Annotated in this window: 24 protein-coding genes; 5 read left to right on the forward strand and 19 right to left on the reverse strand. The window is 38.9% G+C overall.

Features of this window, described 5'->3' with window-relative positions; translation table 11 throughout:
• Positions 1-110: 110 nt before the first annotated feature.
• From ACWATA_RS18915 to ACWATA_RS18950, 8 genes are all read right to left on the reverse strand, one after another.
• Complete coding sequence (locus tag ACWATA_RS18915) at positions 111-470, reverse strand: helix-turn-helix domain-containing protein (RefSeq protein WP_432236111.1); 360 nt, start codon at positions 468-470, stop codon at positions 111-113.
• Between the two features lie 139 nt (positions 471-609).
• On the reverse strand, positions 610-2421 hold the full coding sequence (locus tag ACWATA_RS18920) for an ABC transporter ATP-binding protein (RefSeq protein ID WP_473050093.1): 1812 nt from the start codon (positions 2419-2421) through the stop codon (positions 610-612).
• Positions 2422-2448: 27 nt separating this feature from the next.
• The gene (locus ACWATA_RS18925; protein ID WP_473050094.1) at positions 2449-3621 is read right to left on the reverse strand and encodes a nucleotidyltransferase domain-containing protein; all 1173 of its coding nucleotides are present in this window, start codon (positions 3619-3621) and stop codon (positions 2449-2451) included.
• Complete coding sequence (locus ACWATA_RS18930; protein ID WP_473050095.1) at positions 3618-4097, reverse strand: lasso peptide biosynthesis B2 protein; 480 nt, start codon at positions 4095-4097, stop codon at positions 3618-3620. Before ACWATA_RS18930 ends, ACWATA_RS18925 begins: the two co-directional genes overlap by 4 nt.
• Before the next feature lie 43 nt (positions 4098-4140).
• On the reverse strand, positions 4141-4440 hold the full coding sequence (locus tag ACWATA_RS18935; RefSeq protein ID WP_432236115.1) for a lasso peptide biosynthesis PqqD family chaperone: 300 nt from the start codon (positions 4438-4440) through the stop codon (positions 4141-4143).
• Positions 4433-5356: an HPr kinase/phosphorylase gene (locus ACWATA_RS18940; RefSeq protein ID WP_033578256.1), complete on the reverse strand. Its 924-nt coding sequence runs from the start codon at positions 5354-5356 to the stop codon at positions 4433-4435. Before ACWATA_RS18940 ends, ACWATA_RS18935 begins: the two co-directional genes overlap by 8 nt.
• 89 nt (positions 5357-5445) lie before the next feature.
• A complete protein-coding gene (locus ACWATA_RS18945) occupies positions 5446-5571 on the reverse strand; it encodes a paeninodin family lasso peptide (protein WP_033578255.1) in 126 nt (41 codons plus the stop codon).
• 14 nt (positions 5572-5585) lie between these two features.
• Positions 5586-7523, reverse strand: coding sequence for an asparagine synthase-related protein (locus tag ACWATA_RS18950; RefSeq protein WP_473050096.1), 1938 nt, complete (start codon positions 7521-7523; stop codon positions 5586-5588).
• A gap of 435 nt (positions 7524-7958) precedes the next feature.
• On the opposite strand from ACWATA_RS18950, the gene ACWATA_RS18955 reads away from it, so the two are divergent.
• Positions 7959-8951 carry a DUF3231 family protein gene (locus ACWATA_RS18955; protein WP_063248205.1) on the forward strand — a complete coding sequence of 331 codons (993 nt, stop codon included), beginning with the start codon at positions 7959-7961 and terminating at the stop codon, positions 8949-8951.
• Positions 8952-9106: 155 nt separating this feature from the next.
• On the opposite strand, the gene ACWATA_RS18960 is transcribed toward ACWATA_RS18955, so the two are convergent.
• From ACWATA_RS18960 to ACWATA_RS19000, 9 genes are all read right to left on the reverse strand, one after another.
• The gene (locus ACWATA_RS18960; protein WP_432232012.1) at positions 9107-9745 is read right to left on the reverse strand and encodes an SdpI family protein; all 639 of its coding nucleotides are present in this window, start codon (positions 9743-9745) and stop codon (positions 9107-9109) included.
• A complete protein-coding gene (locus tag ACWATA_RS18965) occupies positions 9746-10009 on the reverse strand; it encodes an autorepressor SdpR family transcription factor (protein WP_028407742.1) in 264 nt (87 codons plus the stop codon).
• Positions 10010-10114: 105 nt separating this feature from the next.
• On the reverse strand, positions 10115-10288 hold the full coding sequence (locus ACWATA_RS18970; RefSeq protein ID WP_098627324.1) for a Fe3+ hydroxamate ABC transporter substrate-binding protein: 174 nt from the start codon (positions 10286-10288) through the stop codon (positions 10115-10117).
• Positions 10289-10379: 91 nt separating this feature from the next.
• Entirely contained in the window at positions 10380-10553 is a 174-nt protein-coding gene (locus ACWATA_RS18975; RefSeq protein WP_182028386.1) for a hypothetical protein, read from the reverse strand.
• Positions 10554-10719: 166 nt separating this feature from the next.
• Positions 10720-13749, reverse strand: coding sequence for an efflux RND transporter permease subunit (locus ACWATA_RS18980; protein WP_473050097.1), 3030 nt, complete (start codon positions 13747-13749; stop codon positions 10720-10722).
• 321 nt (positions 13750-14070) lie between these two features.
• The gene (locus ACWATA_RS18985; protein ID WP_182028382.1) at positions 14071-15408 is read right to left on the reverse strand and encodes an MFS transporter; all 1338 of its coding nucleotides are present in this window, start codon (positions 15406-15408) and stop codon (positions 14071-14073) included.
• Positions 15409-15538: 130 nt separating this feature from the next.
• Entirely contained in the window at positions 15539-16945 is a 1407-nt protein-coding gene (locus ACWATA_RS18990) for a sodium:solute symporter family protein (protein ID WP_473050098.1), read from the reverse strand.
• A gap of 63 nt (positions 16946-17008) precedes the next feature.
• Positions 17009-18325: an aspartate aminotransferase family protein gene (locus tag ACWATA_RS18995; RefSeq protein WP_116741440.1), complete on the reverse strand. Its 1317-nt coding sequence runs from the start codon at positions 18323-18325 to the stop codon at positions 17009-17011.
• 73 nt (positions 18326-18398) lie between these two features.
• A complete protein-coding gene (locus ACWATA_RS19000; RefSeq protein ID WP_028407737.1) occupies positions 18399-19769 on the reverse strand; it encodes a sigma-54 interaction domain-containing protein in 1371 nt (456 codons plus the stop codon).
• A 191-nt stretch (positions 19770-19960) separates the two neighbouring features.
• Between ACWATA_RS19000 and ACWATA_RS19005 the strand changes: the two genes are divergently transcribed.
• The 4 genes from ACWATA_RS19005 (at position 19961) to ACWATA_RS19020 (ending at position 24521) form a co-directional block, all read left to right on the forward strand.
• A complete protein-coding gene (locus ACWATA_RS19005; protein ID WP_473050099.1) occupies positions 19961-20767 on the forward strand; it encodes a MurR/RpiR family transcriptional regulator in 807 nt (268 codons plus the stop codon).
• A gap of 26 nt (positions 20768-20793) precedes the next feature.
• On the forward strand, positions 20794-21621 hold the full coding sequence (locus ACWATA_RS19010) for a GNAT family N-acetyltransferase (protein WP_473050100.1): 828 nt from the start codon (positions 20794-20796) through the stop codon (positions 21619-21621).
• Positions 21618-22727 carry an o-succinylbenzoate synthase gene (gene menC, locus ACWATA_RS19015; protein ID WP_473050101.1) on the forward strand — a complete coding sequence of 370 codons (1110 nt, stop codon included), beginning with the start codon at positions 21618-21620 and terminating at the stop codon, positions 22725-22727. The genes ACWATA_RS19010 and menC overlap by 4 nt, the downstream gene beginning before the upstream one ends.
• 438 nt (positions 22728-23165) lie before the next feature.
• Complete coding sequence (locus tag ACWATA_RS19020) at positions 23166-24521, forward strand: arsenic transporter (protein ID WP_033578244.1); 1356 nt, start codon at positions 23166-23168, stop codon at positions 24519-24521.
• A 528-nt stretch (positions 24522-25049) separates the two neighbouring features.
• Here ACWATA_RS19020 and ACWATA_RS19025 read toward each other — a convergent pair.
• The gene (locus ACWATA_RS19025) at positions 25050-25253 is read right to left on the reverse strand and encodes an IDEAL domain-containing protein (RefSeq protein WP_016766443.1); all 204 of its coding nucleotides are present in this window, start codon (positions 25251-25253) and stop codon (positions 25050-25052) included.
• Positions 25254-25302: 49 nt separating this feature from the next.
• The gene (locus ACWATA_RS19030) at positions 25303-25470 is read right to left on the reverse strand and encodes a Fur-regulated basic protein FbpA (protein WP_080754385.1); all 168 of its coding nucleotides are present in this window, start codon (positions 25468-25470) and stop codon (positions 25303-25305) included.
• Between the last annotated feature and the right edge of the window lie 62 nt (positions 25471-25532).

Genomic DNA, 25532 nt, shown 5'->3' on the forward strand with positions numbered 1-25532 from the left:
TATTCTATCTGTTTTTAAAAAAATATCAACATCTAAAATATGTCTTTTTCTTAAAATAGATCTTCTCTGAAAGGGCGAAAATGCCTTGAAACCATCCTTTTCTAACACATTTATATTAAATTACCTAAGTCGCTTAAAGGAATTTTTTCTCTTTTCCAGACGATAACATCAATTGAATCTCTTAGTTCTTTAAGCTGTATGCTGTCTAAAGTATTAATCCGGTTTTTTATACAGCTGAAAGAATCCTCCACGCTCTCAGAACCCAGCTCTTTTATTTCCCAGTTTAAAAGAACAGCCGGGTGCACTTTAAGGCTCTTAGCCAATTTTTCAACTACATCAATTGTTGGATTAATACAAATATCACGTTCTATATTGCTTAAGTAAGACTTAGCAATTTCAGCACGTTCTGCAAGCTGTGAAAGCGACAGTTTTTTCTTCACTCTTATTTCTTTCACACGACGACCAATCATTATTGTTAAGCACTCTCCTTATTAAAATGTAAACCTGCCTTAAAGAACAACGCTACTAGCTATAAATAATACTGCACCTTTATTTTGTTATGAGTAAAAAACCAAATAGACTATACTGATAAATTGATAACGCTTACCTTTATTGAACAGTTTGAAATTGACCTTCTAATAATTTATGAAACGCTCCTTCTTTTTCATAAGCCAGATGATTAAAGCTCCCTTTTTGAATTACTTTTCCTTCTTCTAACACAAGAACCTGATCTGCTGATTGTATAGTAGACAGCCTGTGAGCTACAACAACAATTGTTACTTTACCTTTTAGTCGGTCAATTGACTCTTTAATCTTATTCTCATTATTACTATCTAAGGCACTTGTAGCCTCATCTAAAATCAAAAGCGCTGGTTTTTTTAGAATGGCTCTTGCCAAAACAAGCCTCTGACGTTCTCCGCCCGATATTTTCATTCCTCTATCTCCAATAACAGTATCTAGACCCTGAGGCAAATTCTCTACAAATTGATCTGCCATCGCAAATTCTAATGCTTCCCATAATTCCTTTTCATTAGCCTGCGTATTCACCGTCAGCAGATTCTCTCTTACGCTAGTATTAAATAAGAACGCATCTTGAGGTACATAGCTGATGAATTGTCTTAAGGACAGTAGAAATTCATCTTTGAGCGGCTGACCATTTACAAATATCTCTCCTCGTTCAGGAGAGCTCAGTCCCATTAATAAGTCAATAAGCGTACTTTTCCCAGCTCCAGAAGGACCTACAATAGCTGTCATTTGATTATGAGGAATAGTCAAGTTAATATCTTTTAAAACATAATCACAACTGTTTTTTTTGTAGCGGAAATAGACGTCTTTGCACTCTATTTGAGGCTTTGCAATTAAGGGAAGTGTATCTACTGGTTTAAATTCTTGTTCTTTAGAGCAGTCTTCTATGAGCTTTGTAACAGCCTGACAAGCAGGCAGAGTCGCTGCTATTTGTTCGAAGTTAGATTGAATTGTAATAAACCTTGGCCATAACCTAGAAAAAATAAGAATAATTAATAAAAGCTGTCCGCCTTGAGCATGAAAAGCTTTTACGGATATAAATATAAACACTGTAACTAAAATAGCTGCACTCACTTTATATACTAGCTGAGAGCTTGACTTAAGTTTTACATATTCAATTTGTTCTGCATTCATTCTAGAAGTTAGAGAACGCAGCCAATCGATATAGTTATGTTCCAATTTATTACTTTTAATATCTTTAATACCATTAAGCTGGTCTGTTATTCCAGCCATGTAGTCTTCTCCTAATTGAGATGTTCTGCGTCCTAAGTTTCTAGATCTTTGTACGAATTTTTTTGAAAGATATCCTAGTATTAAACCAAACAGCACGATAAAAAGAGTCATTTCAGCAGACAGCCAAAGTGCAATAGCCAGTTGTATGACCATAAAAATAGTATTAGACAATAGCTGAAGAAAAAAATTAATACCTCCTATAACCCGCGCTAACTCTGCAGTTAATAGATTGATAAGAGTTGATTTTCTCTTCCCTAAAAACAACTCCCATTTCGAATAAAGAAGCAAGCTGTAAATTTCAATTCTTAAATCTCTGCTGAATTTTTCTCTAACTTTAACATCTCGAATAGCTAAGCTTCTCTGAAGAAGATTTTGTCCAACAATAATTAATAGATAGATACATAAAATTAAGGGTAAATACAGGGACGGTGGCAGTAAAGTAAGAAAGTCAAACAGCTGCCCAAGTTTACTAGATGCAGCATTTGTCTCTACCACCCCTCCGATGCTTAACAGCGGGATGATTAGTAAAATTCCAACGCCCTCCATTAAACTCACTATTGCCATCCCGAAAACATTAAAATATATAATTTTTCCTGTGGAGCGATGTAATTTCTTTATATAATATACCAATGGTTCCAATATAAACTCTTCTGCCTCCTTCATAGCCAAACACTTGTAATAATATTAACTTTAGGATAATGTTACCTTCTTTATTTTCCTCACAGACCACAATAAGGGACGTAATAAAAAATAGAAAAAGTGTAATTTATGCGGCAACTTGAACATTTCTGCATCCACAGATATAGGGTAAAATAAAATTATAAAAAATAAAACTTTTTCTCGCTTAGACTTTATGGAAATTAAATAGTTTTTATAGGATCTCTCTAGGCTTTTCGGTTGAGGATGCACATGGAATTGAACCATTTCTTTTATAAAAGGAATTGCTTTTTCGGCTAATTGATTAGCTACCTTTGTATTTACAATATGCCGAAGCTCTTCATGTACTGGCGTTTGAAAAAACAGATGTGCTAATTGAAAAGCTTGCCCTACTAAGTGCTTCTGCTGATGTTCAATTGCCAATTCTTTAAAGTGTATATAGTTGATATCTTTGTTTCTTACCATTTGATCAATATCTTTTAACCATCGCAGACGAGACCAACCATGACGAGCGCCATGAGAAATTAAATACAGCATCAAATCCTCTGTTCCCATAAAAGATATTGGATGCTTCGTTACTTGACTTTCTCTTTTTCTGCTCCAAAGTTCCTCAAAACTAGTTCTTTTCATTGGACGTGGTTGTAGCCTCCAATGAACTTCAACTTGAATCTTCTTGTTTGGATGATAATAGGCAATATGGTGATGTCGCCATTTTATTTCATTTAATACAGTTGATACTTTTTCTTTTTCATAACCTAGACTGAAGAGAATACTTTCTGCTTTTTCCAGCTCTTCCTCTCTCACCAGAATGTCCAGATCTTTAGACATTCTAAGAGAAATATCCCCAAAAAGATCATAAGCAACCGGCGGCCCTTTTAAACACAGAGTTTCAATATCATTTTCTTGAAACACATTATCTAATGTTTCCATTTCTCCAGTTAGCTGAAGCATCTTAAACGTATTTTTTTTATATTCTTGAAGCAACGCTTCTATAACATTTGATGGAACAGCATCAGGTGTATCTTTTAATTTTAAATATACTAATGGACAAACGCGATGGTGCTTTACTAGCTTAAGAAAATAACTCCAGTTAATTTCTTTTGATGGTATTATTTCTTCAGATTTGTTCTCTTCTCTTAACAGCGTTAATAAAAAATCAAGCTCTTTAAACTGACTTGTATCAATTATTGGTTGTTTGTCTATCATCGCTTTTCCTTTCGCTTTCCTTTATTATTTAAGGATTTAGAGAAGTTCCCTACAACAGTAAACCTTTCCATTCCTTCTGATCCCGTTACGTATGTCGAACCGCTTCGCAGCCAGGCATGTGCAATAAAATTCCCGTTTTCATCTTTTCCTGTGCCTAAATACAGCGTGCTCTCAATACGGCGCCTTTCTAGCATCTTCATACCTGCAAAGGCTTTTACGAGACATTGACTTTCCCAAAAAGTATATTTGCTCATTGTATAGATAGCTTTTGAAATATGCGCTAATGTTTTAGTTTCATAGATATCTTCATCCATACTGCTTTCTTTCATATGCTCGCCTAACATGGGTGTAACCTTAGAAAATGGCAAAGCTTTAAGGATTCTGCCGTAAGCAAGATAATAAAATGCTTCTATCAACAAAAGCTGTCGACTCGTATCTAACCATAAAAAATGTTTAGCTTTTTTTATTAATTTCATCCCAGCTACTCCGATATTATTAATATAAAATACACATAAAAATTTACTCTTCCACAACCAGTTTAATTAAACTTTCTTGATAAAGGTTCTCTAAGAATGAGATAACTTCTTCTTCGCATTTATCCGTTTGAACATCGTACTTTTTTACAATATGATTAACTAAATTGTTTACTTCTGTTGGTTTACTAATGCTTTCCCAGATCTCTCCTCCGATTTCACCTAGGTTGTAATACTTACCGTTTTTAATATTTAGCATAACTTTTTCATTTCCCATATCACTTACGATATTTCCCTCACTCTGTATAACAACATGCTTAGGTAGGATTTGGCCTGATTTAATCAATTGCATCCCCTTCTTTCATTGTATTTAGTATTTTAGTTACCGACTCATATGGCGTAAAGTTCGAAGAAGATCGAGTTACTTGAAAGGTATTTACGCTTTTCAGAAGCTCTGAAGAATAAATAAAATGCCATTCCTTTAACCCCAGTCTTTGTAAGAGTGAACCTCGAAACGTATGGTGAAGTAAAATCCGAAAGCCCTCTAAGCCGTTTGTTTGACGGATTTCCACAGATTCCCCGCTTCCTTTTACGAGCTCAAAGATTCCCGCTAAAGGAATGGATTGATTATGAAAGCTGTTTTTTACCGGTACTGAATATTTTGTTTCTCTTTCAAATAAAGGATTATATTTTCTAGAATCAATCCCAAACTCGTTTAAGCTTTCTTCCCATAGCTTTTGCTGCGGGTACGTTGGTTGAACCATTGGAGTACGGTCATTCGAAAAGGTGACAGGAATGACGTCATCGCTTATAAGCTTATATCCTTTCTGAATAAAGGCTGACGCTAGGGTAGACTTTCCAGCTCCAGAGTTCCCAACAATAGCATACGCCTTTCCATCTATAGCTATTGCACTGCCATGGAGAGGCAAGGTTTGCTGCTGCATTAGAATTACTCCCATGCAAGTTCCCAGTACGTATAGCCTCGCCTTTGCTTCATCGAAGTCTTTAAGGGGTTCCAGTGCAATTTCTTTTCCACTTTTTATAGAAAAAACTGCTAGATTAGGAACTTTAAACGCTACGTAATGGCTGAGTACCGTAAAACCTTTTTTTTGTTCTAGTTCTATTTTGTCTTTTGATAATTTAATAGAAACGTCTATATGATCACCTGGTGAAACTAGACAATTTAATTCTGGTAAAGGCAGCTCACTCAAAATATTTAGCCCAAAAGCATCGTAAGCATATTTTTTTTTGATACCAATCATTCATTTCACTCCAGATGTTATTAATTTTTTGAAAAGCCCTTATACAACTTAATGTGTATAAGGGCAATCGTCTATAATCATTTACCAAATTAGCTGTAGTGAACATCTTCGTCTGGATCTGGCTGTACCGCATCAGGAATACTAGTTCCTGGACCGGCCATCGTCATATTTACATCAAGTACTTCTAGTACTGGCTTCTTCCACTCTTTTTTCATAGTTTCACCCCCTTTCAAAGAAACTTATTTATAAATCTGTATACTATTAAGCTGCGCATTAACAGCTTAAAGTCAGTGCTGAATACAGATTCCGGCTTAGGATTGTCCCTTAAGTTTGCCAAAGCGGCCTTTATTAAGTTCATATCAAAATATTCAGCTATAAAATCAGAGTTTGTTACTTTTTCCATTTCATTTATAAACAAATTCCATTCTGGTATCATACGCTGAATGCCATCGGCTCCTTGCAAGCCTCTTGTCCTTTGGTTAAGCCTTATATCGTCGGGAAGAACATTCTTAGTTGCTCTTCTAATCAGAGATCTACCTTGACCATCTTGAACAAACTGCGTTTCAGGAACTGATAAACAAAAACGAATAACTCTTAAATCGTTTGTCGGATCACGATCCCATAAAGAATGATATAAAGACAGCTTTGTTGTATATGTACCGTTAATACTCCAATAATATGGCTGTAAAAATTGAGTTTTCCTTATTTCATAAGCGCTTTTAGTAAGTAAACCGTTCGTATTTATGTCATGTTCTTTTAATCTCGCATATACATCAAATTTTTGTGCAAAATCTGGATTAATAATAGGAGGATAGGGTGTACCCTGCCTTGATGAGATGAGAGAATGCAACCTTGGAAAAGCTTTTTTCGCTACTACGGGAAGAACACGCGATCTTCCAACCCTCAAATTCCTGCTGTACAAGCGCAGCTCCCGCAAGAATTTAGCTAGATTTCCTTTTTTTAAAAGCTGTGCCTGATAATCTAGCGCAGGCCCCCAGGAGATTGTCCAATTTCCCCTCTGCCCATTTAATAAAACTCCTATCCCTTTTTTAGAGGCTTGTTCATAAATACCTTTAAGCCAAAAGCTGTTTTCAAAAAATTTATACGGTGTTTCTAGTATTTCCAGCCATTCATCAATTTCAGAAAAAGGGCTTTTTTCTGAAAAATCAAAGTAATTATCTTCTATATTGCCTATGTAATTAACCGTTGATTTAATAAAGGGCTTTTCATTTGCCACTCTGCTTTTAGGGGACCAATCTTCAAACTCATTTATTGGGATATAGCTAAATGTATGTAATTTTTTATTTTCTTTGTAAAGCGATTTAGAAGCAAAGCCCGCTACTGATCCTGAATCCAATCCTCCGCTTAAGTGAGCACCGACCTGTAATCTCGTTCTTAGCTTAGAATCTACAGCTTGCTGAAACACTTCGCGAAATGCTTCTTCGTACTCTTCGTTTGACTTTAGCTTCAGCTTTTTCTCTTTTTGCACTATACAATACCTTTTCACTTCAAGCCTATTATGACAAACGGTTATTGAATGAGAAGGCGGTATTTGTTGAATTTCCTTATAAACAGTTGAAGCAGCATCCGTGGACTCAAATGTTATTGGAATGGCTAAAAATTCTGCAAGCCACTCTTCATTTAAAGATTTTTTTATATAAGGTAACGAAAATAACGGATTAATAGCGGTACAAAAAGCCATACTCGCTGCATTTTTAAAAAAATATAGAGTTCTGTTTCCCGAAAAATCCCTTGCTCCAAATAACTTTTGCTTTTTCTCATCCCAAATGACAAAAGCAAAGTCTCCCACTAAAAATTTTGGGGCTTCCTCTCCCCATTTATGATATGCAAGCAAGATCAGTTCACTATCTGTAATGTGCGCTTTATAGATATCCTTGATCTGCAGCTGATCTACCAATTCTTCACGGTTATCAATAATTGCATCTGCCGTAATAGCTAACTGCTTTTCATAGTCATAATAAGGTAATTTTTCTCCAACAGATTCTGAAGTGATCCATTGTGTATGACTTAAAAGTGCAACATTTCCTTTTTTCCATACCTGTATGTCATCGGCTGGATATTTGGATAAAGCTTGAAGAACGTTAGCTACCTCTTCGTGAGATACAGGATTGTTATTAAAATGATAAATTCCAGCTATTGCACTCATATTTTCTCCTCTCACGATTCTTTCGTTCTTTATTAAGAACATAAATAACCACTATGACCTGTTATTTGTCATACATGTTTGATTAGTATTAGTTTTTAATTCTATTTTCCCAATAAACTACCAATTAACGACTATTATAAAGAACTTCAATTAAAAAGTAAACCTCAATAAAGAACATTTTTCGATAAATATCCTCTAATTAGTGCAAATGTCGTGTTCAGCCAGTTAGTGATCTTAATTGAGAACGATCTCTTTTTTTATGTTCCTGCATTGCCTTGAAAAGTAATTTACCTACTTAACAATCAGTGAGCACCTTTGTTACTTTTTCGTTAATGAGTGCTTTGTTCATGGAATAATTTAACACACCCTGGTCCACACTATACTTATCTGTTTTTTATAAATACGTACCATTTTTATAGATAGGAGGAAAGCCTATTGAACGCAGAAAGCAAGCGTTTGACTTCGCCGGAGATAACGAGTCTATGCGCGCAGTATCAGCAGGATACGCTGGCGGTTTGTGTAGCAAAACACGTTCTTGCAACGGTCACGGATGCAGAGATTCGGGCGCTGTTTGCCTTTTCGCTAGAGCTATCAAAAAAGCATATTGAGCTGCTGACTGCCATTTTTCATGCCGAGCATTTTCCGCTGCCAAAAGGATTTACAGATGAAGATGTGGACTTGCACGCACCTCCGCTTTTTACAGACTCGTTTTGGCTCAAGTATCTTCATGACATGACGATTCACGGCTTGGCAGGATACGGCATTTCATTTAGCGTGTCCGTTCGCCGAGATCTTCGAGATTATTATCATCAGTGTAATTTGGACGTGATGGAAGTATATAATCGGTCTCTCGACCTGCTTTTAGCAAAAAATCTTTATGTGCCGGCTCCTTATTTTTTAAATCCGAAACAACAAGAGCCGATCACAGATTTGACTTACGCTCTTGATTTTGTAGGAAAGCAGCGCCTTTTAAACGCAACGGAAGCCGGAAATATTTATTTTAATTTGCGCAAAAGCATGGCAACCAAAGCGCTTTTAATTGCCTTCAAACAAGTGAGCAAACGAAAAGACGTGCGGAAAGTCATGGAGACGGGGCTTGATGTGGCCCACAAGCATATTGAGCTTTATTCTTCCATTATGCACGAAGAAAACCTTCATACGCCTCCGCTTTTGGATAATGAAATCACAACGTCTACGCACGCGCCTTTTTCAGAAAAGCTGATGACGTTTCACGCAGGAGCGATGTTTAAAGTAGCCATTACCTATTACGCAACGGCAATGACTACCAGCATGAGGCTTGATATTGTCGGGCACTGTGAAGCGTGTATCTTAAGAGATTTAAAAGTAGCGGGGCGCTGCAGCGAAGTGATGATTAAAAACGGGTGGATTGAAAAGCCGCCTGAAGCAAGCGATCGTAAGCAAATGTAAGTTTTTTCATAACAACTCTTGACCTGAAACGCGTTTCATACTTTATGCTATATTTATTCTCATCAGCCGGCGTGACACGAACGGTGGCGTTACGGCTGATATGTTATGTTATCCATAAAAAAAATCCGGTGTGTTCACCGGATTTTTTTGTATGCTTACATATTCATTTCTTTTTTATACGCCAAGTACGAATACAAATAAGGAATCGCCACGCACAGAACGATACTACCCCACATGATAACTGACTTGTATCCATCAGGTAAAAAAGCGCTAATAAGAATTAGCATTCCGCCTATAAAAAAGATCTTTCCGGATAACCGGTGCGTCTTTTTCCATACGTTTTCATTGCTCAATGTCCACGGTGTACGAATCCCCATAAAATAGTTAGAGCGCACGCGCTGCAAGTAGTTTCCGATAATGATAAAAACGAGTCCAGCCATAATCGGAGCAATGTACGACATCGGCACGTTATAGCCAAGCCCCTGTAAAATAGTGCTCATATTTACAAAAAAGAATAATAGCAGTACGGCGTTTAACAGGATATTATACGTTTTTGAAAAGTACTTATAATTTTCTTTACGCGGGTCAATTCGCGGAACAAATGCGATGACAAAATAAATAAGTACCATGATTCCTACTGTTAAAATCATTGCATTTATCTTTGTGGCAAATCCGTCTGCTTCTCCATTTGCTCCCCAGTGAATGGGCATTGTAGCTGGAAGATGCGGCAGTGCAATCAGCCATGCAAGTAGTGTGAAAAGGGTAATGCCTAAAGGAAATACGTGTTTTTTCATTTACTTTTCTCCTTTCTGAAAGCTGAAAAACCAGCCGATTAAATCTTGAAAAACGGTTGTATTTAACGAATAAATCACAAACTGCCCTCTTTTTTCATCTTGAACGAGGTCCGCTTGCTTCAAGATTTTTAAATGATTTGAGATGCTTGGTTTGGTCATGTTAAAATACTCGGAAATTTCTCCTGCGGTTAAGTCCCGCTCTTTTAGCAGCTCTAAAATCTTCCTGCGAGTAGGATCCGCTAAGGCTTTAAACGTTTCATTCAATTGAAGTTCATCTCCATCATATTTAAGTATTTAGATAATTATCTAAATATTAAACTATAAAATATACTATGTCAATATTTTGAAAAGAGAACACTTGCATTTGACTCATTTTTTTGTTTTTCCAAAGCAGTCCATGCATACAAACTGCGCTTCTTGATGTAAAAAAGCTTTGATTTCGGTCATTCCTCTTTTACTTGGATACTTCATTCTCATCCATACTTCTTCATTAGGCTGAATTTCTTTTTGACAAACGGAACATCGCTCTTTTATTTTAAACATAGTATCCCTCCATTTCTTTATCTAACTATACGTTTGACTAGTCAAAAAGTTTCATAAAAAAGAGGCTGGAACGTAACCAAATCAATTCCAGCTAAAGACAAACAAATGAGAGAATGAGCTGAGCCGCTTGTGACACCGCAGTTGATTTCCGTGCAAGGCTTCGCTTTCCGCGGGCGGCCGCTGAGCCTCCTCGTCGCATATGCTCCTGCGGGGTCTCACCTGTTCCACTTTTCCCGCAGGAGTCTTCGCCTTGCCCTCCAATCAACTGCTAGAAAGACTCATACACATGAAACCTATGTTTACCCTAACAAAAAAACCGAACCACGAATCAAACATCTTGATTAATGGTTCGGTTTTCACTTTGTCTAAAATCCTTTTGTCCCAGCCTCTTCCTTCAACTAAATTACTTATGTCCTAACCTCTTTTAAACATTATAGCGGCGTTACGTCTTCCTGCTGTTTTTGCTGTATTCTTTGCTTTTTCGATTTTCTGAAGTGAAGCAGTTCATATACAACTGGAATGACTACAAGCGTAAGCAGAGTCGCAACGGCCAATCCTCCGATTACAACGACTGCAAGACTTTGAGAAACAAGGCTTCCGCTTTCGCTTTGTTTAAATAAAAGCGGCAGCATTGCACAAATCGTAGCAGCAGACGTCATGACAATTGGACGCATACGCGTAGCGGCTGCTTCTACAATGGCATCGCGCATAATCATTTTCTTTTCATTTTGCTTCACGCGGTCTAATAGTACAATGGCATTGGTTACAACAATACCAATCAGCATCAGTGCTCCAAGTAAAGCCGTTACGTCTACTGGGATACGGCTGATTAATAATCCTAAAACGGCACCAATCGCTGCAAGCGGAAGCGAAAATAAAATCGCAAACGGCGTGCGGATTGTTTTAAACGTAATCACCATAATTAAGAACACAATACCGATCGACACGAGCATCGTAATAAACAAGTCAGAGAAATCTTCTCCTTGCTGAGTGCTTGCTCCGCCGATTACAACGTCAACATCTTTTGAAATGGATAACCCTTTACTCTTACCGTCTCCAAAAATCGCTGTTTGGATGTTTTTATTAATCTCTGAAAGCTTTTCTGGATTGACATCCGCTGTTACTTGAATATACGGGTCTCCATTTTTATGAAACTGATTTGTTGGCTTTTCAGCTTGCGTTAGTGAAGCCACTTTTGAAACAGGTGACGGTCCTGTCTCTGTCATAATAGAAATATCTTTTAACTCTTTTGGTGACGTTGGATTTAAGACAGATTCAAGAAGTACGTTTGCTTGCTTGCCTTCTAAATCTATCGCTCCAATCGGCGTTTTATTCAGCATAACACCAAGCTGCTGCGCTACTTGCTGCGTGTTTGCTTTTGTTGGATCTACGTCTAAAGAGTAAATCGTTTTCTTTTCGTCTTGGTTCGTAGAAACTTTGTCTACTCCTTTTATATCGCTGATTTCTTTCTTAATGCTGCTTGCCGTTTTTTCTAACTTGTTCATGTCGTTTCCAATTACATCAACGGTAATGGAAGTAGTGGAAGCTCCCATGAGTGAAGCAGCACTGACGCTAAGATCTCCTCCGTCATAGAGTTTCTTTTGATTTTGGATTCGTTTCATTAGCGAATCCGTGTTTCCACTGTCTTTTACGATAATCGTATACGTAGCTTCAGTAGGCGAACCAACGTCTCCCCACTTGGCTCCTTCAGCCGTATTACCAAGCTGCATGTATACTTCTTTTACTTCTTTTTGAGCTAAAATATAGCGTTCAAGCTGCAGTGATTTTTCTTCTACGGTTTTAATTGGCGTATTATTTGGATAGCTTAACGTTGTGCCTACAAAATCAGATGAAGAATTATCTACCGCTCCTTTAGGCATCATTGTGTACGCGCCAATAGATCCGACAAATAAAAGCAGCGAAAGGAGCAGCACAACCCATTTATGATTAAGCGACCACGTAATGACTTTTGTAAAACGAACCGGCTGCTTGTGCTTGCGAAGTTTTTCATTTTTTAATAATCCCGCGCTCATTAACGGTACAACCGTAAGTGCCACAATTAATGAAGATAGCAGTGAATACGTCAGCGTTAGAGCAAACGGAAGCATAAAGTCCTGAAGCCCTCCGTTTACAAGGCCGATTGGTAAAAAGACGGCTACTGTCGTTAACGTAGAAGCGGTAATAGCAGAGCCTACTTCTTTTGTGGCATCAATAATCAGTCCAAGCGAAAACTCTTCTTTTTGCATTTTGCGGAAGATGTTTTCAATGACAACGATACTATCATCTACCAATCTCCCAATCGCTACCGCTACTCCTCCAAGTGTTAAAATATTAAGCGTGACGCCTGATTTGGATAATAAAAAAAGCGTAAAGCAAAGCGATAACGGAATGGATACAATTGTGATAAACGTAGAGCGAACGCTGCGTAAAAACAGCATGATGACAACGGTCGCAAAAAGTGCGCCTAGCAACACTTCTTTCATCATGGAATGAACAGAGTTTTGTACGCTATCCCCTGTTGCAAAAAATACAGAAGCATTCACATCGTTATAGTCTTTGTTAATTTGTTCAGAAAGTTTTTTTACTTCTTTTGTAATGCTAACGGCGTTTGAGTGACTGTCTTTTGTCACAATAAGTAAAAGTGCATCTTTTCCGTTAATATGCGTCACGACGCCTTCAGGCTTTTTGACCTCTACTTTTGCAAGGTCGCCTAGCGTTACACCCTGTGCAACCGGCAGCTTTTTCACTTTGTCCAAGCTGTCAACTTTACCTGTTACATTGATGTTGCTCGACTTGTTATTAATGACTTTTTCTCCAACTGCAAGGGACGTGTTTTTTCCTTCTAACACGCTGATGACTTTATCAATCGTTACGTTCTTTTGTGACAATTTTTTATTGTCAACTTTAATAGACACGTAGGAATCCGCTGTTCCATACGTTTGAACACTCGCAATGCCTTTAATGTCTTTATATTTAGGGATCAGTTTTTTCTCTGCAAGATCCAGATTATCTCTTGTCAATCCTTCTTTAAATGTGAGTGAAATATCTGCGATGGGAATCATAGAGGTGTTTAATTGAATAACATTAGGCTTTGATACGCTGGCTGGAAGCTGCACCGAAGACAGCGCTTCTTGGACGTTTGTTTTTGCTTCTTTCATATCCGTTTTGGATTCAAATGAAATATCGATTTTGGAATAGCCGTCTCCCGTTGTTGAATACACGTTACTTTTTCCTTTAACACCGGCTACCGCTTCTTCAATTGGTGACGTCACTTGTTTTTCCATCGAGTCTGCATCCGTTCCTTGCCCCATAACTACTACTGACACTTGAGGCTGATCAGCGGTCGGCAGGAACTCCATCGGAAGTGTAAAATAACTAATGACTCCTAAAGCTAAAATTAAAATAGACATAATGGTAATAGCCGCTTTATTTTTGAACGACCATTTGGTGAGCCATGACATGAAATATCCCCTTTCACTTTTTCGTACAAACTCAGTCAAACATTTCTAAAATATGCTAAATAACCACTAAATTATACCTAATGTTACTTACCATTTAAAGACTTATTTTTGTAAAAAGTCCCATTATTTGAACGAGATTACTTATGGATAATATAAGCAGCTTCTTTACAGCACAAAAAAAAAGACGCCGATACCCGGCGTCCCACATGTAGTAAGTGAAAGAAGAAGAAGAATATGCCTACGATTTCTCAGGCAATTCTATGACCTTATTTGGTTTCTTCCCGTTTTTTTATGAAATAAACATATTTAGCATAAATTCCCTCAACTAGCAGCTCGATTGTGCTTTGTTTCCGTATCGTTTTGAATCTTTAACGACGTTAATAACGCCACGATGCTTCCGGCAAAGCCAAATAAAAACAAGTGATGAATGCCTGCCATGAAGCTTCCGCCTGAAGTGAGCAACGCACCCATAATCGTAACGCCGATTGCTGTTCCCATGTTTCGGCAAAACATAAAAAATGACGTTGAAATACCTCTTTCATGTCCTCCTACTAATTGCTGTACACCAATGACTCCAACCGTAGACAGCAGACCAAACGACAGTCCTTGTACAATCATGACGCAAAACACATAAAAGAAACCGTGACTTTCATTTAACATCATCAGAAGTGTTCCCGAACCAACCAGCAGCACATTCCCAATTAACAACAGCTTTCTGTAGCCGTGTTTTAAAATCCATTTACCTGCAGGCACGGACACAGACATCCATCCAACCGCTGTTCCTAACAGCGCCACTCCGCTCATAAACAGTGACAAATGCGCTACTCGCTGTAAAAATAACGGAATGTAGCTTGACGTTCCGAATAAAGCCACCGTTCCAATAAACGCATTAATATTAATCCATGACAGCGTTTTGTTTTGGAACATTGACAACGGTACAATCGGAGAAGCATGTTTTCGTTCATGCAAATAAAAGATCACTAATAAAATAAGTCCAACGACTGCATACACAATTCGGTTTTGTTCCACTACTGTCACAAGCAGCAGTGAGGTAACGCCCGCTCCAAACAAAATAGCGCCGATGTAATCGACTTTTGCTCTTTTCGGCTCATAGCTTTCTTGATACGGCATTAACGTCAGAAATGAAACGATACACACCGGTAAATTAATAAAGAAAATCCATCTCCACGTTAAATAATCCACAAAAAAAGCGCCTAAAAGCGGTGCTAACACAGCTGATAATCCCCACATCGTTGTAAAGAGCGCCTGAATTTTCCCTCGTTTCTCCACTGGAAATAAGTCTCCGGCAATAATAGCGGGAAAGGCCACCATAAATCCGGCTCCTATTCCTTGAACCGCACGGAAAAGAACAAGCTGAATCATCGTATTTGCCACGCCGCAAAGCATTGAACCAATTAAAAAAGCAATAATTCCAAACCCAAATACTTTTTTGCGGCCAAATAAATCCGATAATCTTCCCGCTACCGGAGATAAAATCGTACTTGCAATCATGTACGAAGCAAACGACCACGCGTACAAATCAAATCTTCCAAGCTCTTTTGCAATAACGGGCATCGTCGTATTCATAATCGTTGAATCAAGCGAAGCCACTAGCATTGCCAGCACAATACTAACCATTACGGACGTTCTGCTTTTCATGTACCAATCTCCTTATCTCTATAATCTGAGCGTCTAGTGTACTCCTCCTTGCCGTTTGTTGTCTATACTTATGCATACAAAATGCTAAAAAGCTTCTCACTTTACTATGAGAAGCTTTTTACCCCCTTATTCACATATCTTCTTGAACCTTTTCTTGATCAGACAGTTCTTTGTTTCGAGCCATAACCGCAAATCCAGCCATTACAATGATACTGCTTGAAATGCCGTATAGAATTGGCGTAGTAGAAGAAAGTCCTTCAATCAATAGACCTCCAAGTACTACTAGCGTACTAACAACAATCGCTGAAACTCCGGCTTTTGGATGAATGTCTTTCCAAAACAGCGAGACAACAAACGGAACAAAGATCGCTCCTGATAAAATGGCATACGCAACGTCTAAAGCAACAAGCACGTCTTGAATCCAAAGAGCAAAAATAATAGCAAGCACGCCCACAATAAGTGTATTCACACGGGTTAAAATTAAATAATTTTTCTCTGAAATATTTTTAAGCCATACTTTTTTAATGATATCGTTACTAATCAGCGTAGAAGACGCAAGCAGCGTTCCTGAAGCAGTTGACATCAGCGCCGAACAAACGCCTGCCAGCACGAGACCTAATAACCCTTGAGGCAGAATTTGAATCGCAAGCGTCGCAAAAATGCTTTGACTGCTTTCTGCGTTTGGCAGCAGCAAATACGCACACATTCCAATTACACTTCCCGCAATTGCGTAGGCAATGCTGTACACCCCTGCAAAAATAGAGCCGTTTCGCGCAATTTTTTCTGTTCGCGCCGTAAATACTCGCTGCCAAATATCTTGAGAAACTGCCATACCAAGCGTATATAGAAGGAAATACTGAAAAATTTGACCGTATCCAATCGATGAAAAATCAAAATACGATGATGGTAAATCTCCGGTAAGGGCTTTGAAACCTCCTGCTTCTGATACACTCATCGGAAGCATAAATCCAAAAATCGCCACCGTCATCACAACAAATTGAATAATATCAGTAACCGTTACGCTCCACATTCCGCCTAAAATCGTATAGAACAAAACAACCGAACCGCCAATTAGCATCGAGGCCGTCATGTTCCATCCAAGCAACGCATGAATGATCGTTCCCATCCCAATCACTTGAGTGACTGATACCATGAGTGTATAAATAGCGGCAACAACGGCGCTGATAATTTGCGCTTGAGCGTTATATCTTTTTCCTAGCAGCTCACTGATAGTAGTCACTTTCAACGACGAAATCCGCTTAATAAAAATCGTGCCAAGCGTAATGATTCCAAGTCCAATCATCGTCACGAACCAAATGCCAGACAGCCCGTGCTCGTAGCCAAGCTGAGCGGTTCCAATCGTTGACGCCCCGCCTAAAATAACGGCAGACAAACATCCTAAATACATAAACATCCCTAAGTTTCGCCCGGCTAAAATAAAATCTTCTGATGACTTTGCTTTTAATGAGCCAATGATACCCGCTACAACCAATACGCCAAAATAGACAAACATAACCGTCATATCCAGTCCGTTCATAACAGATTCCTCCTTATTATGGGTCAATCTATCTTTCGTTGAAACAAAGAGCTTCTTAAAGCTTTAGATCACGTGAAGACTTGTGATTTCTGTCAATGCTTCGTCTAACACGCGAAGCCCCGCATCAATTTCTTCCTTTGTAATCGTTAAAGGAGGAATCATTCGAATCACTTCTCCGCTATTTCCGCAAAGGTAAAACAGCACCCCTTTTTCCAAACATTTGTCTAAAATCTCAAGAAGAAGATTTCCGTCACCTTGCTTTGTTTTCGGATTAATAATTTCAATTCCAATCATTAGTCCTACTGAACGAATGCTTCCGATCACTTCATGCTTCGCTTTTAAATGCTGAAGCTGATCCGCTGCATATTTCCCCATTGCTTTTGAGTTTTCAATCAGCTTTTCTTCTTTTAGTACGTCTATGGTCGCAAGTGCTGCTGAACAAGCGATGGGGTTGCCTCCAAAAGTTGTTCCATGTGTACCAATCGGCCACTTTTCCATGAGCTGCTTGGAAGCTACGGTAGCACTTAGCGGAAGTCCTGATGCTATGCCTTTTGCGATTGCCATAATGTCAGGCGTTACATCAAAGGTTTGAGCTGCAAACCACTCGCCGGTGCGTCCGAACCCTGTTTGCACTTCGTCAAAAATAAGCAGAATGCCGTGTCTGTCACATACTTCTCTTATTTTTTGCAGCCACGCTTTCGGCGGGATTACGTAGCCGCCTTCTCCAAGAACCGGCTCTACAATCATGCACGCCACTTCTTCCGGCGTTACTTGATGCTTAAACAACGTGTCAAAATCTTTTTCTAGCTTTTCCACGCAGTAGATTTCCGGATCTTCTCCTTTTGGACACTGAGTCACGTCTGCATAAGGCACTTGATACGTTAAGCCCGATGGCTGAAGAAATTTTCGGTATTTGCTTTTTGATGTTGTCACACTAAGCGCTCCGAGAGAACGGCCGTGAAAGCAGCCCGTAAACGAAACCGTATAAGGTCTTTGCGTCACGTACTTTGCCAGTTTTAACGCTCCTTCAATTGCTTCAGTTCCGCTATTGGCAAAGAAAAAGCAGTCCAGGCCTCTTGGCAATACTGTTTTTAATTCTTCAGCAAGCTGTAAAATAGATTCGTACATAATCACACCTGACGGGCCGTGCATAAGATGATCAACGCTATCTTTAATCGCTTGTACAACTTTAGGGTGACGATGACCTGTATTCGCTGTTGCAATACCTGATGTAAAATCTAAATACGTTTTCCCGTCCGCTCCGTAGTAGTAGCAGCCCTCTGCTTTTACCACGGGTAAATTAGGGTGATCTTTCGCCATGCTTGGTGCTAGTAAATCCGGTAAACTGTTCATTAACTGTGTAAGTGATGCCTGTGTCATCTGACTTCCTCCTCGCAATCTATCAAGTAATGTGTTTGTACTTGTTTTACATGCAAAGAGCGTGCCAAAGACGTTAAAAAACGGAATGTTTTTTTAATTTTCTAACAACTGAAGGCTGACTGATTCCGAGTGCTTCGCCTATTTCTGTTGTCGTTTTATACTGTTTTTTTGCTCTTACTAATATCTCTTTTTCCAGCTCGTTTAACGCGTCATTAAGCTTCATTTCCCCATGTTCTTCAACGTGTTGAATCCGTTTTTTCCTATGCAGAGAATGCGGCAAATGCTCCATTGTAATCAGCGTTTGTGAAGACACAACCACCGCGTGTTCAATCACATTGATTAACTCTCGTACGTTTCCTTTCCACTCATGTGCAAGCAGTGCGTGAATAACCGCATTATCAAACGTTCTTTTTCGGTTGTATTTCTTTTCAAACTGCTCGGCAAAATGTGTGAGCAGCGGAAAAATATCTTCAGGACGCTCGTTCAAAGATGGAATGGTAATCGGTACAACGCTTAAACGAAAATACAAATCTTCTCGAAATTCTTTTTCAGCGACGGCTTTTTCTAAATCTTTGTTCGTCGCTGCAATTAAGCGAAAGTCCACGGTTTTGGGCTTTCTTCCTCCAACGGAATAAAACTGTTTTTCTTGAATGAGCTTTAAAATTTTCACTTGATGCGCCGGTGACAGCTCTCCCACTTCATCTAAAAAAAGCGTGCCCCCGTCTGCTAATTCGACCAGCCCCACCTTTCCATTTTTAGATGCACCGGTAAAAGCCCCTGCCTCATATCCAAACAGTTCAGCCTCAAATAAATGGTCTGGAATCGCCCCGCAGTTCACTTCAATAAACGGCCCTTTGCTTCTTGTACTTTTGTTATGTATCAGCTTGGCTAAATGCGTTTTTCCTACTCCGGACTGCCCTAAAAGCAAAATATTTACGTCTACGTTCGAAACGTGAACGGCCGTACGAAGAACGTGCTGCATCTTATCGCTGTTGCACACAATTCCTTCTGTTGATAGATTTTGGTTCCGCAGCAGCATAAGCTCGCTCTTTACGCGCTGCATTTCGCCTTCCATCGCATCAAGATATGTTTTCATTTCCATCAGCTCCGTCACATCGTGAGAATAGCTGACGATTCTTTTAATCTCGCCTTTTTCATCTTTGACCGGAATGCCCGTAACGAGCACCTGCTTGCCTTGTTTAGTTGTTTGTACAAGCGTAATTTTCTTCTTTGTTTCAAGCACAATTGGGGTAACGATTGGCGTAAACAACCCTTGTTTTTCAAGTTCATACACAGACTTTCCCAGCAGTTTTTCAGCTTTTACATCGTAAATGTTTCCCGTTCCTTCATGTATTCGGACAATGATGCCTTTTTCATCCGTCACGAGCAAATCATCTTTTAATGAATGAAGGATCCACTGATTTTCATTCCATTCTGAATTCATGTATGCTCCCCGCTTTCTATTCACTTTTGAATAAAATACAATTCGTTTTTGAATAACGGCATTTATTTTTGAATAATCAATTTATTATATCACGAAGGCTTCTTTTTATTTTGAAACAGTAATTGAAATGAAGTTAAAAATGCATTAATATATTTTTATGAAGTTATAACTTCTTTTTTTTAGGAGGCTATATGAATCAATCATTTCAAGAATTAATTAAACATAAATTTCCTGACCTTTCTCGCGGTCAGAAAAAAGTGGCGGAGTTTCTCATTAATTTTATGGAAAAAGGCTCGCTGTACACGGCCGGGCAAATTGGCAAAGAAGCAGGTGTCAGTGAAACAACCGTTATTCGTCTAGCTTACGCACTTGGGTTAAATGGTTTTTCCGATTTGCAGGAGCTAATGCGAAAAGAATGGCTTGCTTCTGCCGAATCAAAAGAAGCAGCTAGCAAGCCTGCAGCTGATTCTACAGCGGAAGAAAAGAAACCTTTTAGTGAATGGCTTTCCCCTGTTGACGAAAAGGAATTATCTCAAGCTGTAGATGCGCTTATCAAAAGTGATCAAGTGTATATCGCAGGTTTCCGTGAATCTCATACGGCAGCCTACTGGCTGTATTATAAAATGAATCAGCTTCGCAATCATGTTCTTTTATCTTTTCCAACTGGATTTTTGCTTGAAACGCTATGCAATCTCACAAGCGCATCAACGGTTGTTGTATTTTCACTGCCGCGCTATACAAAAGAAGCGCTCGAAGTAGCTCAGCAGGCTAAAAAACAAGGAGCGAAAGTCATTGCCATTACAGACCGCCGTCTATCTCCGGTAGGTCAAATCGCTGATATCACGCTTTTAGCCGGAACAACCGAACATATTTTATCGCTTCTTGCCCTGTCTCAAATTGTCATTAGCAGCATGCAAAAAAGAGATGAAAAAACGGCTGGAAAAAGACAAGAACACTTGGAAAAGCTCTATACCGAGCAAGGCATCTTTTTAGAATAAATGATTAAAAGAAAGGAAGTAAACATATGACTGAAGCTTTAACGATTCGTTCACTTACAACAACCAATGAACTAGAAGACGTACGCGCATTAGAAAGCCGCGTCTGGGGAGAAGAAGAAGCAACGCCCGTTCATCAAACTTTGACCGCTGTTAAAAACGGAGGTCTTGTTCTCGGTGCGTTTTTAGATGAAAAACTGATTGGCTTTCAATATAGTTTCCCCGGGTTTGACGGAACGTGCGTCTACTTATGTTCTCATATATTAGCAGTTGACTCTGCCTATCGCAGCATGGGTATCGGTGCCAAACTTAAGCATGCGCAGAGACAGGAAAGTAAAAAAAAGGGCTATTCATATATCAGCTGGACGTATGATCCGTTAGAAAGCGCCAACGGGTATTTAAATATTGGAAAGCTTGGAGCCGTTTGTTCTACATATATTGAAAACTGCTACGGAGATATGAATGATCCGTTAAATGCTGACTTGCCTTCTGATCGATTCGTTGTAGAATGGGCATCTTTAGAGGATACAAAACGAGCTCAGCCTCTCTATACGCCAGATCAAATAATGGAGGCATCGCTTACTCAATGGACGTTAACGGATGAAGGGTTTCCTTCTGTTACAAATATTGATGAAAAACTGTTAAATGATGAGGTTGTAGCTGTAGCTATTCCAGCTGCTTTTCAGCAAATGAAAGAAGTCTCTCCTTCTCTCGCATTGGACTGGCGGATGCGTACAAGATACGTATTTCAAACGTGTTTTGCAAAAGGATTCCAAGTAACAGGTTTTATGAAGCATCCAGAAAGCAGCGCACCCGTTCATTTTTATATTTTAACGAAAAAAGAGGTGCAAAAATGAAGATCAAACGCGTCATTTTACGCCATTTAAAAATGGATTTACTTCATCCGTTTACGACAAGTCTTGGAAAAGAAGTGGATCGAGATTTTATTTTAGTAGAAATTCAAGACGAAGACGGACGTTCCGGCTGGGCTGAATCCGTAGCGTGCGCAGATCCTTTTTATAAAGAAGAAACGCTCAAAACAAACTGGCACATTATGGAGGATTTTTTAATTCCTTTGCTTCAACAGAAAGAAATTCAGCATCCTGACGAAGTATCCCAACGCTTTGCTCATATTCGCGGCAATTACATGGCAAAAGCGGCGTTAGAAGGCGCTGTTTGGGATTTGTATGCGCGCAGGCAAAACCTCTCTCTATATAAAGCGCTAGGAGGCAATAAAAATCAAATTGAAGTTGGCCTCAGCGTTGGCATTCAGCCTACGATTGACGAAACGCTTCGAAAAATTGAAGCCGGCTTGAATGAAGGATATAAGCGAATCAAAATTAAAATTAAGCCGGGCTGGGATCTTAACTTGACGCGCGCCGTTCGAAACGAATTTCCTTCTATTCCCCTAATGGTTGATGCGAACTCTGCTTATACGCTTGCAGATGCTGATCACCTTGCTCAGCTTGACGAGTTTGATTTAATGATGATTGAACAGCCGTTAGCTCATGATGATTTAATTGATCACGCTGAACTGCAGGCCCGCATGAGCACCCCTATTTGCTTAGATGAAAGCATTCATTCAGCTGAAGACGTTCGAAAAGCTATTAAACTTGGAAGCACGCAAATTATTAATATTAAAATTGGACGCGTAGGCGGACTAACCGAAGCCAAAAAAATTCATGACCTTTGCCAAGCTCACGGTATTCCCGTATGGTGCGGCGGCATGCTGGAATCAGGTGTAGGGCGAGCACATAATATTGCCATTACCACACTTGCCAATTTTACGCTTCCCGGAGATACGGCCGCATCCTCTAAATACTGGCCGCGTGATATTGTTCATCCGGAAATCACGGTAGACAACGGCATTATTTCCGTTCCTGATACACCGGGAATTGGCTATGAACCTGATCACGATCAGATAAAAGCGCTAACTTTACACGAAAAAACCTATACTTGCTAATCTTAAACAGGCTGGAACAAAAGTATGTTAGTTGAAGGAAAATCCGAACGGTGCACCGTTCGGATCTTTTCATTGTGATGATAAACGTGAACGTAGGTTTCATGTATGTAGTGGCTTCTAGCTGTGGATTGGAGGGCCAGGCTCTACCGCCCGCGGAAAGCGGAGTCTTGCACGAAAATCAACAGCGGTGTAAAAAGCAACGCATACTAGCTCCTTTATTCAATTGATTTCTTTTTAGATTGGATGGATTTAGTTATGTCCCAGCCTCTTTTTTATAGGCTCCTCTCCCGAGATGATACGTGCCTTGGCAAGATAAACAAACATATTAGCAAAAATGGTCTTATGCACAATCCTTCTAGTAATAAATGAATATAAATAGAGTGTAAGGGACATGCAAGGGTATATTCATTACAAATTTTAGAAGAAAGGAGCATACTGATGAATATTGAAATTGGAATTGCCATTTTCGTGTTTACAATGACAATGCTCGTCATTTTTTGGAGGCCAAACGGCATCAACGAAGCATGGCCGGCAGCCATAGGAGCAGCCATTATCCTGCTTACAGGGATTGTATCCAAATCAGACATTGTTGATATTTTTGCAAAGATAAGCGGCGCTTCTATCACCATTATTGCCACCATTGTCATGGCCGTCATATTAGAAAGTTTTGGATTCTTCCACTGGGCAGCTGCACGACTAGTGAGTTTATCCAAAGGCTCAGGGTACCGATTATATTGGTACATTCAACTGCTTTGCTTTTTAATGACTTTACTATTTAATAATGACGGCAGTATTTTAATTACCACTCCAATTTTAATTCTACTTTTGAAAAACCTTCAGCTAAAACCCCACCAGCAGATCCCCTACCTTTTAAGTGGAGCGCTTATTGCTACCGCTTCCAGCGCGCCTATAGGTGTAAGTAATATTGTCAATTTGATTGCCTTAAAAATTGTTCATATGTCGCTTTATATGCACACGGCGATGATGTTTGTACCGGCGACACTTGGTTTATTATTTATGTCTTGGCTCATGTATACGGTCGTAAAACGCCATTTGCCAAAAAAACTGCCGCATGCTTCAAAAGATATAGAAGAAAGTTTCTTTACGAAACAGTTTCACCCCTTAAAAGGAAGCATTTCTGTTGAAACAAAACGTAAACGCACACAATTTATGCTGAAAGTTTTATTATTTGTGTTTGTTATGCGCTGTCTCCTATTTGTCGCCTCTTATTTCGGCATACCAATCGAATTGGTTGCTGTACTAGGCTCACTGATCTTGCTTGTTTGGAGATGGTATCACTTACGTACAAACCCGATTGATATTTTAAAGAAAACGCCGTGGCACATTTTCGTTTTTGCCTTTTCGATGTACGTTATTATTTACGGACTGCATAACGTAGGGTTAACGGAGCTGCTTGTAAAAGTTTGCGAACCAATCGTAAATCGAGGACTTTTTGAAGCAAGCTTTATCATGGGAGGACTTGTTTCTATTCTCTCTAACTTGTTTAACAATCACCCTGCCCTGATGGTTGGAACCATTACCCTGACTGAAATGGGGCTCGATCCTATTACTCTTAAAACCATTTATCTTGCTAATATTATTGGAAGTGATATGGGCTCGCTTTTATTGCCGATTGGAACACTGGCTTCTCTTATTTGGATGCATATTTTAAAAGAAAATCATATCAAGGTAAAATGGAAAGATTATTTAAAAGTATCACTTATTGTTATCCCGCTTACCACGATCGTTACTCTTTTCCTCCTATTCTACTGGGTTCAGCTCATTTTTTCTTAATACTGATTTACAGGACGGATTGTACTCTTTTGAAGCTTACAGTCCGTCAGAAATAAACAAATGTCTCCCATAAAAACCCCACCATATTTTTCTATTGTTTTTTATAGATACACATTCACCCAATAAAAACATTTTTTTACATTCACTAATTATTTAGAACAATTTAAAAAGAAAATCAATAAATATATTGAATCGAATTTCCTTCATGTGATAAGATATGGTTATATTGTTACTTTAACAATACATAGAGCGAATGAAGTAGAAAATATGCAGATGCATAGAACTTTCTAAACCCCACACGCAACATTTAGAGAGTGACATTCATTTTCTCATTAACACCCATACCTTTCTGAAAAGAGTGAGTACATTAGACTTGCTCTTTTTGTCTGTTTACTAGCAAGGTGCACTTCTTATGTAAGGCCTTGTTTTACAATAAAACGACAAAAAAACAGGTAACCAAGCATGCAGCTTCTTACCTGTTTTTATATGCTAAAATGATAAAATCAAATTCTATCGCGCGAACGCTCTTTACGAAATTGATTTTAATTCTTCAATTAATTGAAAAAATTTTTCTTTGTTTCTTTCTTCTAATGTTTGATCGACTTCACGTAAAATTTGATCTCTTCTAAAATCTCGGATAGCCTTATTTAATACCATTTTAGCAAATATAGAATCGAGGATATCCATACGGATGGGCTGCGAGTCTGTCGGGTGCTTTTCGATATAAATCAACTCCTATCCTTTCCTCTATTATAACAAATTCTAGCAATGTATCAAAATTTCATTGAGATATGCGCTGCTGTGAAACAGCTTCGTATTCTGATTCTAGCTCTTGAAGCGTAAGCTCGTATAGCTGCTTGTTTCCTTTTTTATAAACTCCTGCATCCAGCAATAAATCAATCATTGATGTTTTTTTACATTGTATGTGAGAGTAAGCTTGTTTCGTCATCGTTACACCGCCTATTTTACGCTTAAAAATGAAATGATTTCTCTATCTTTCACGACCTTTCT

The organism is Priestia sp. USM5 (assembly GCF_058323215.1).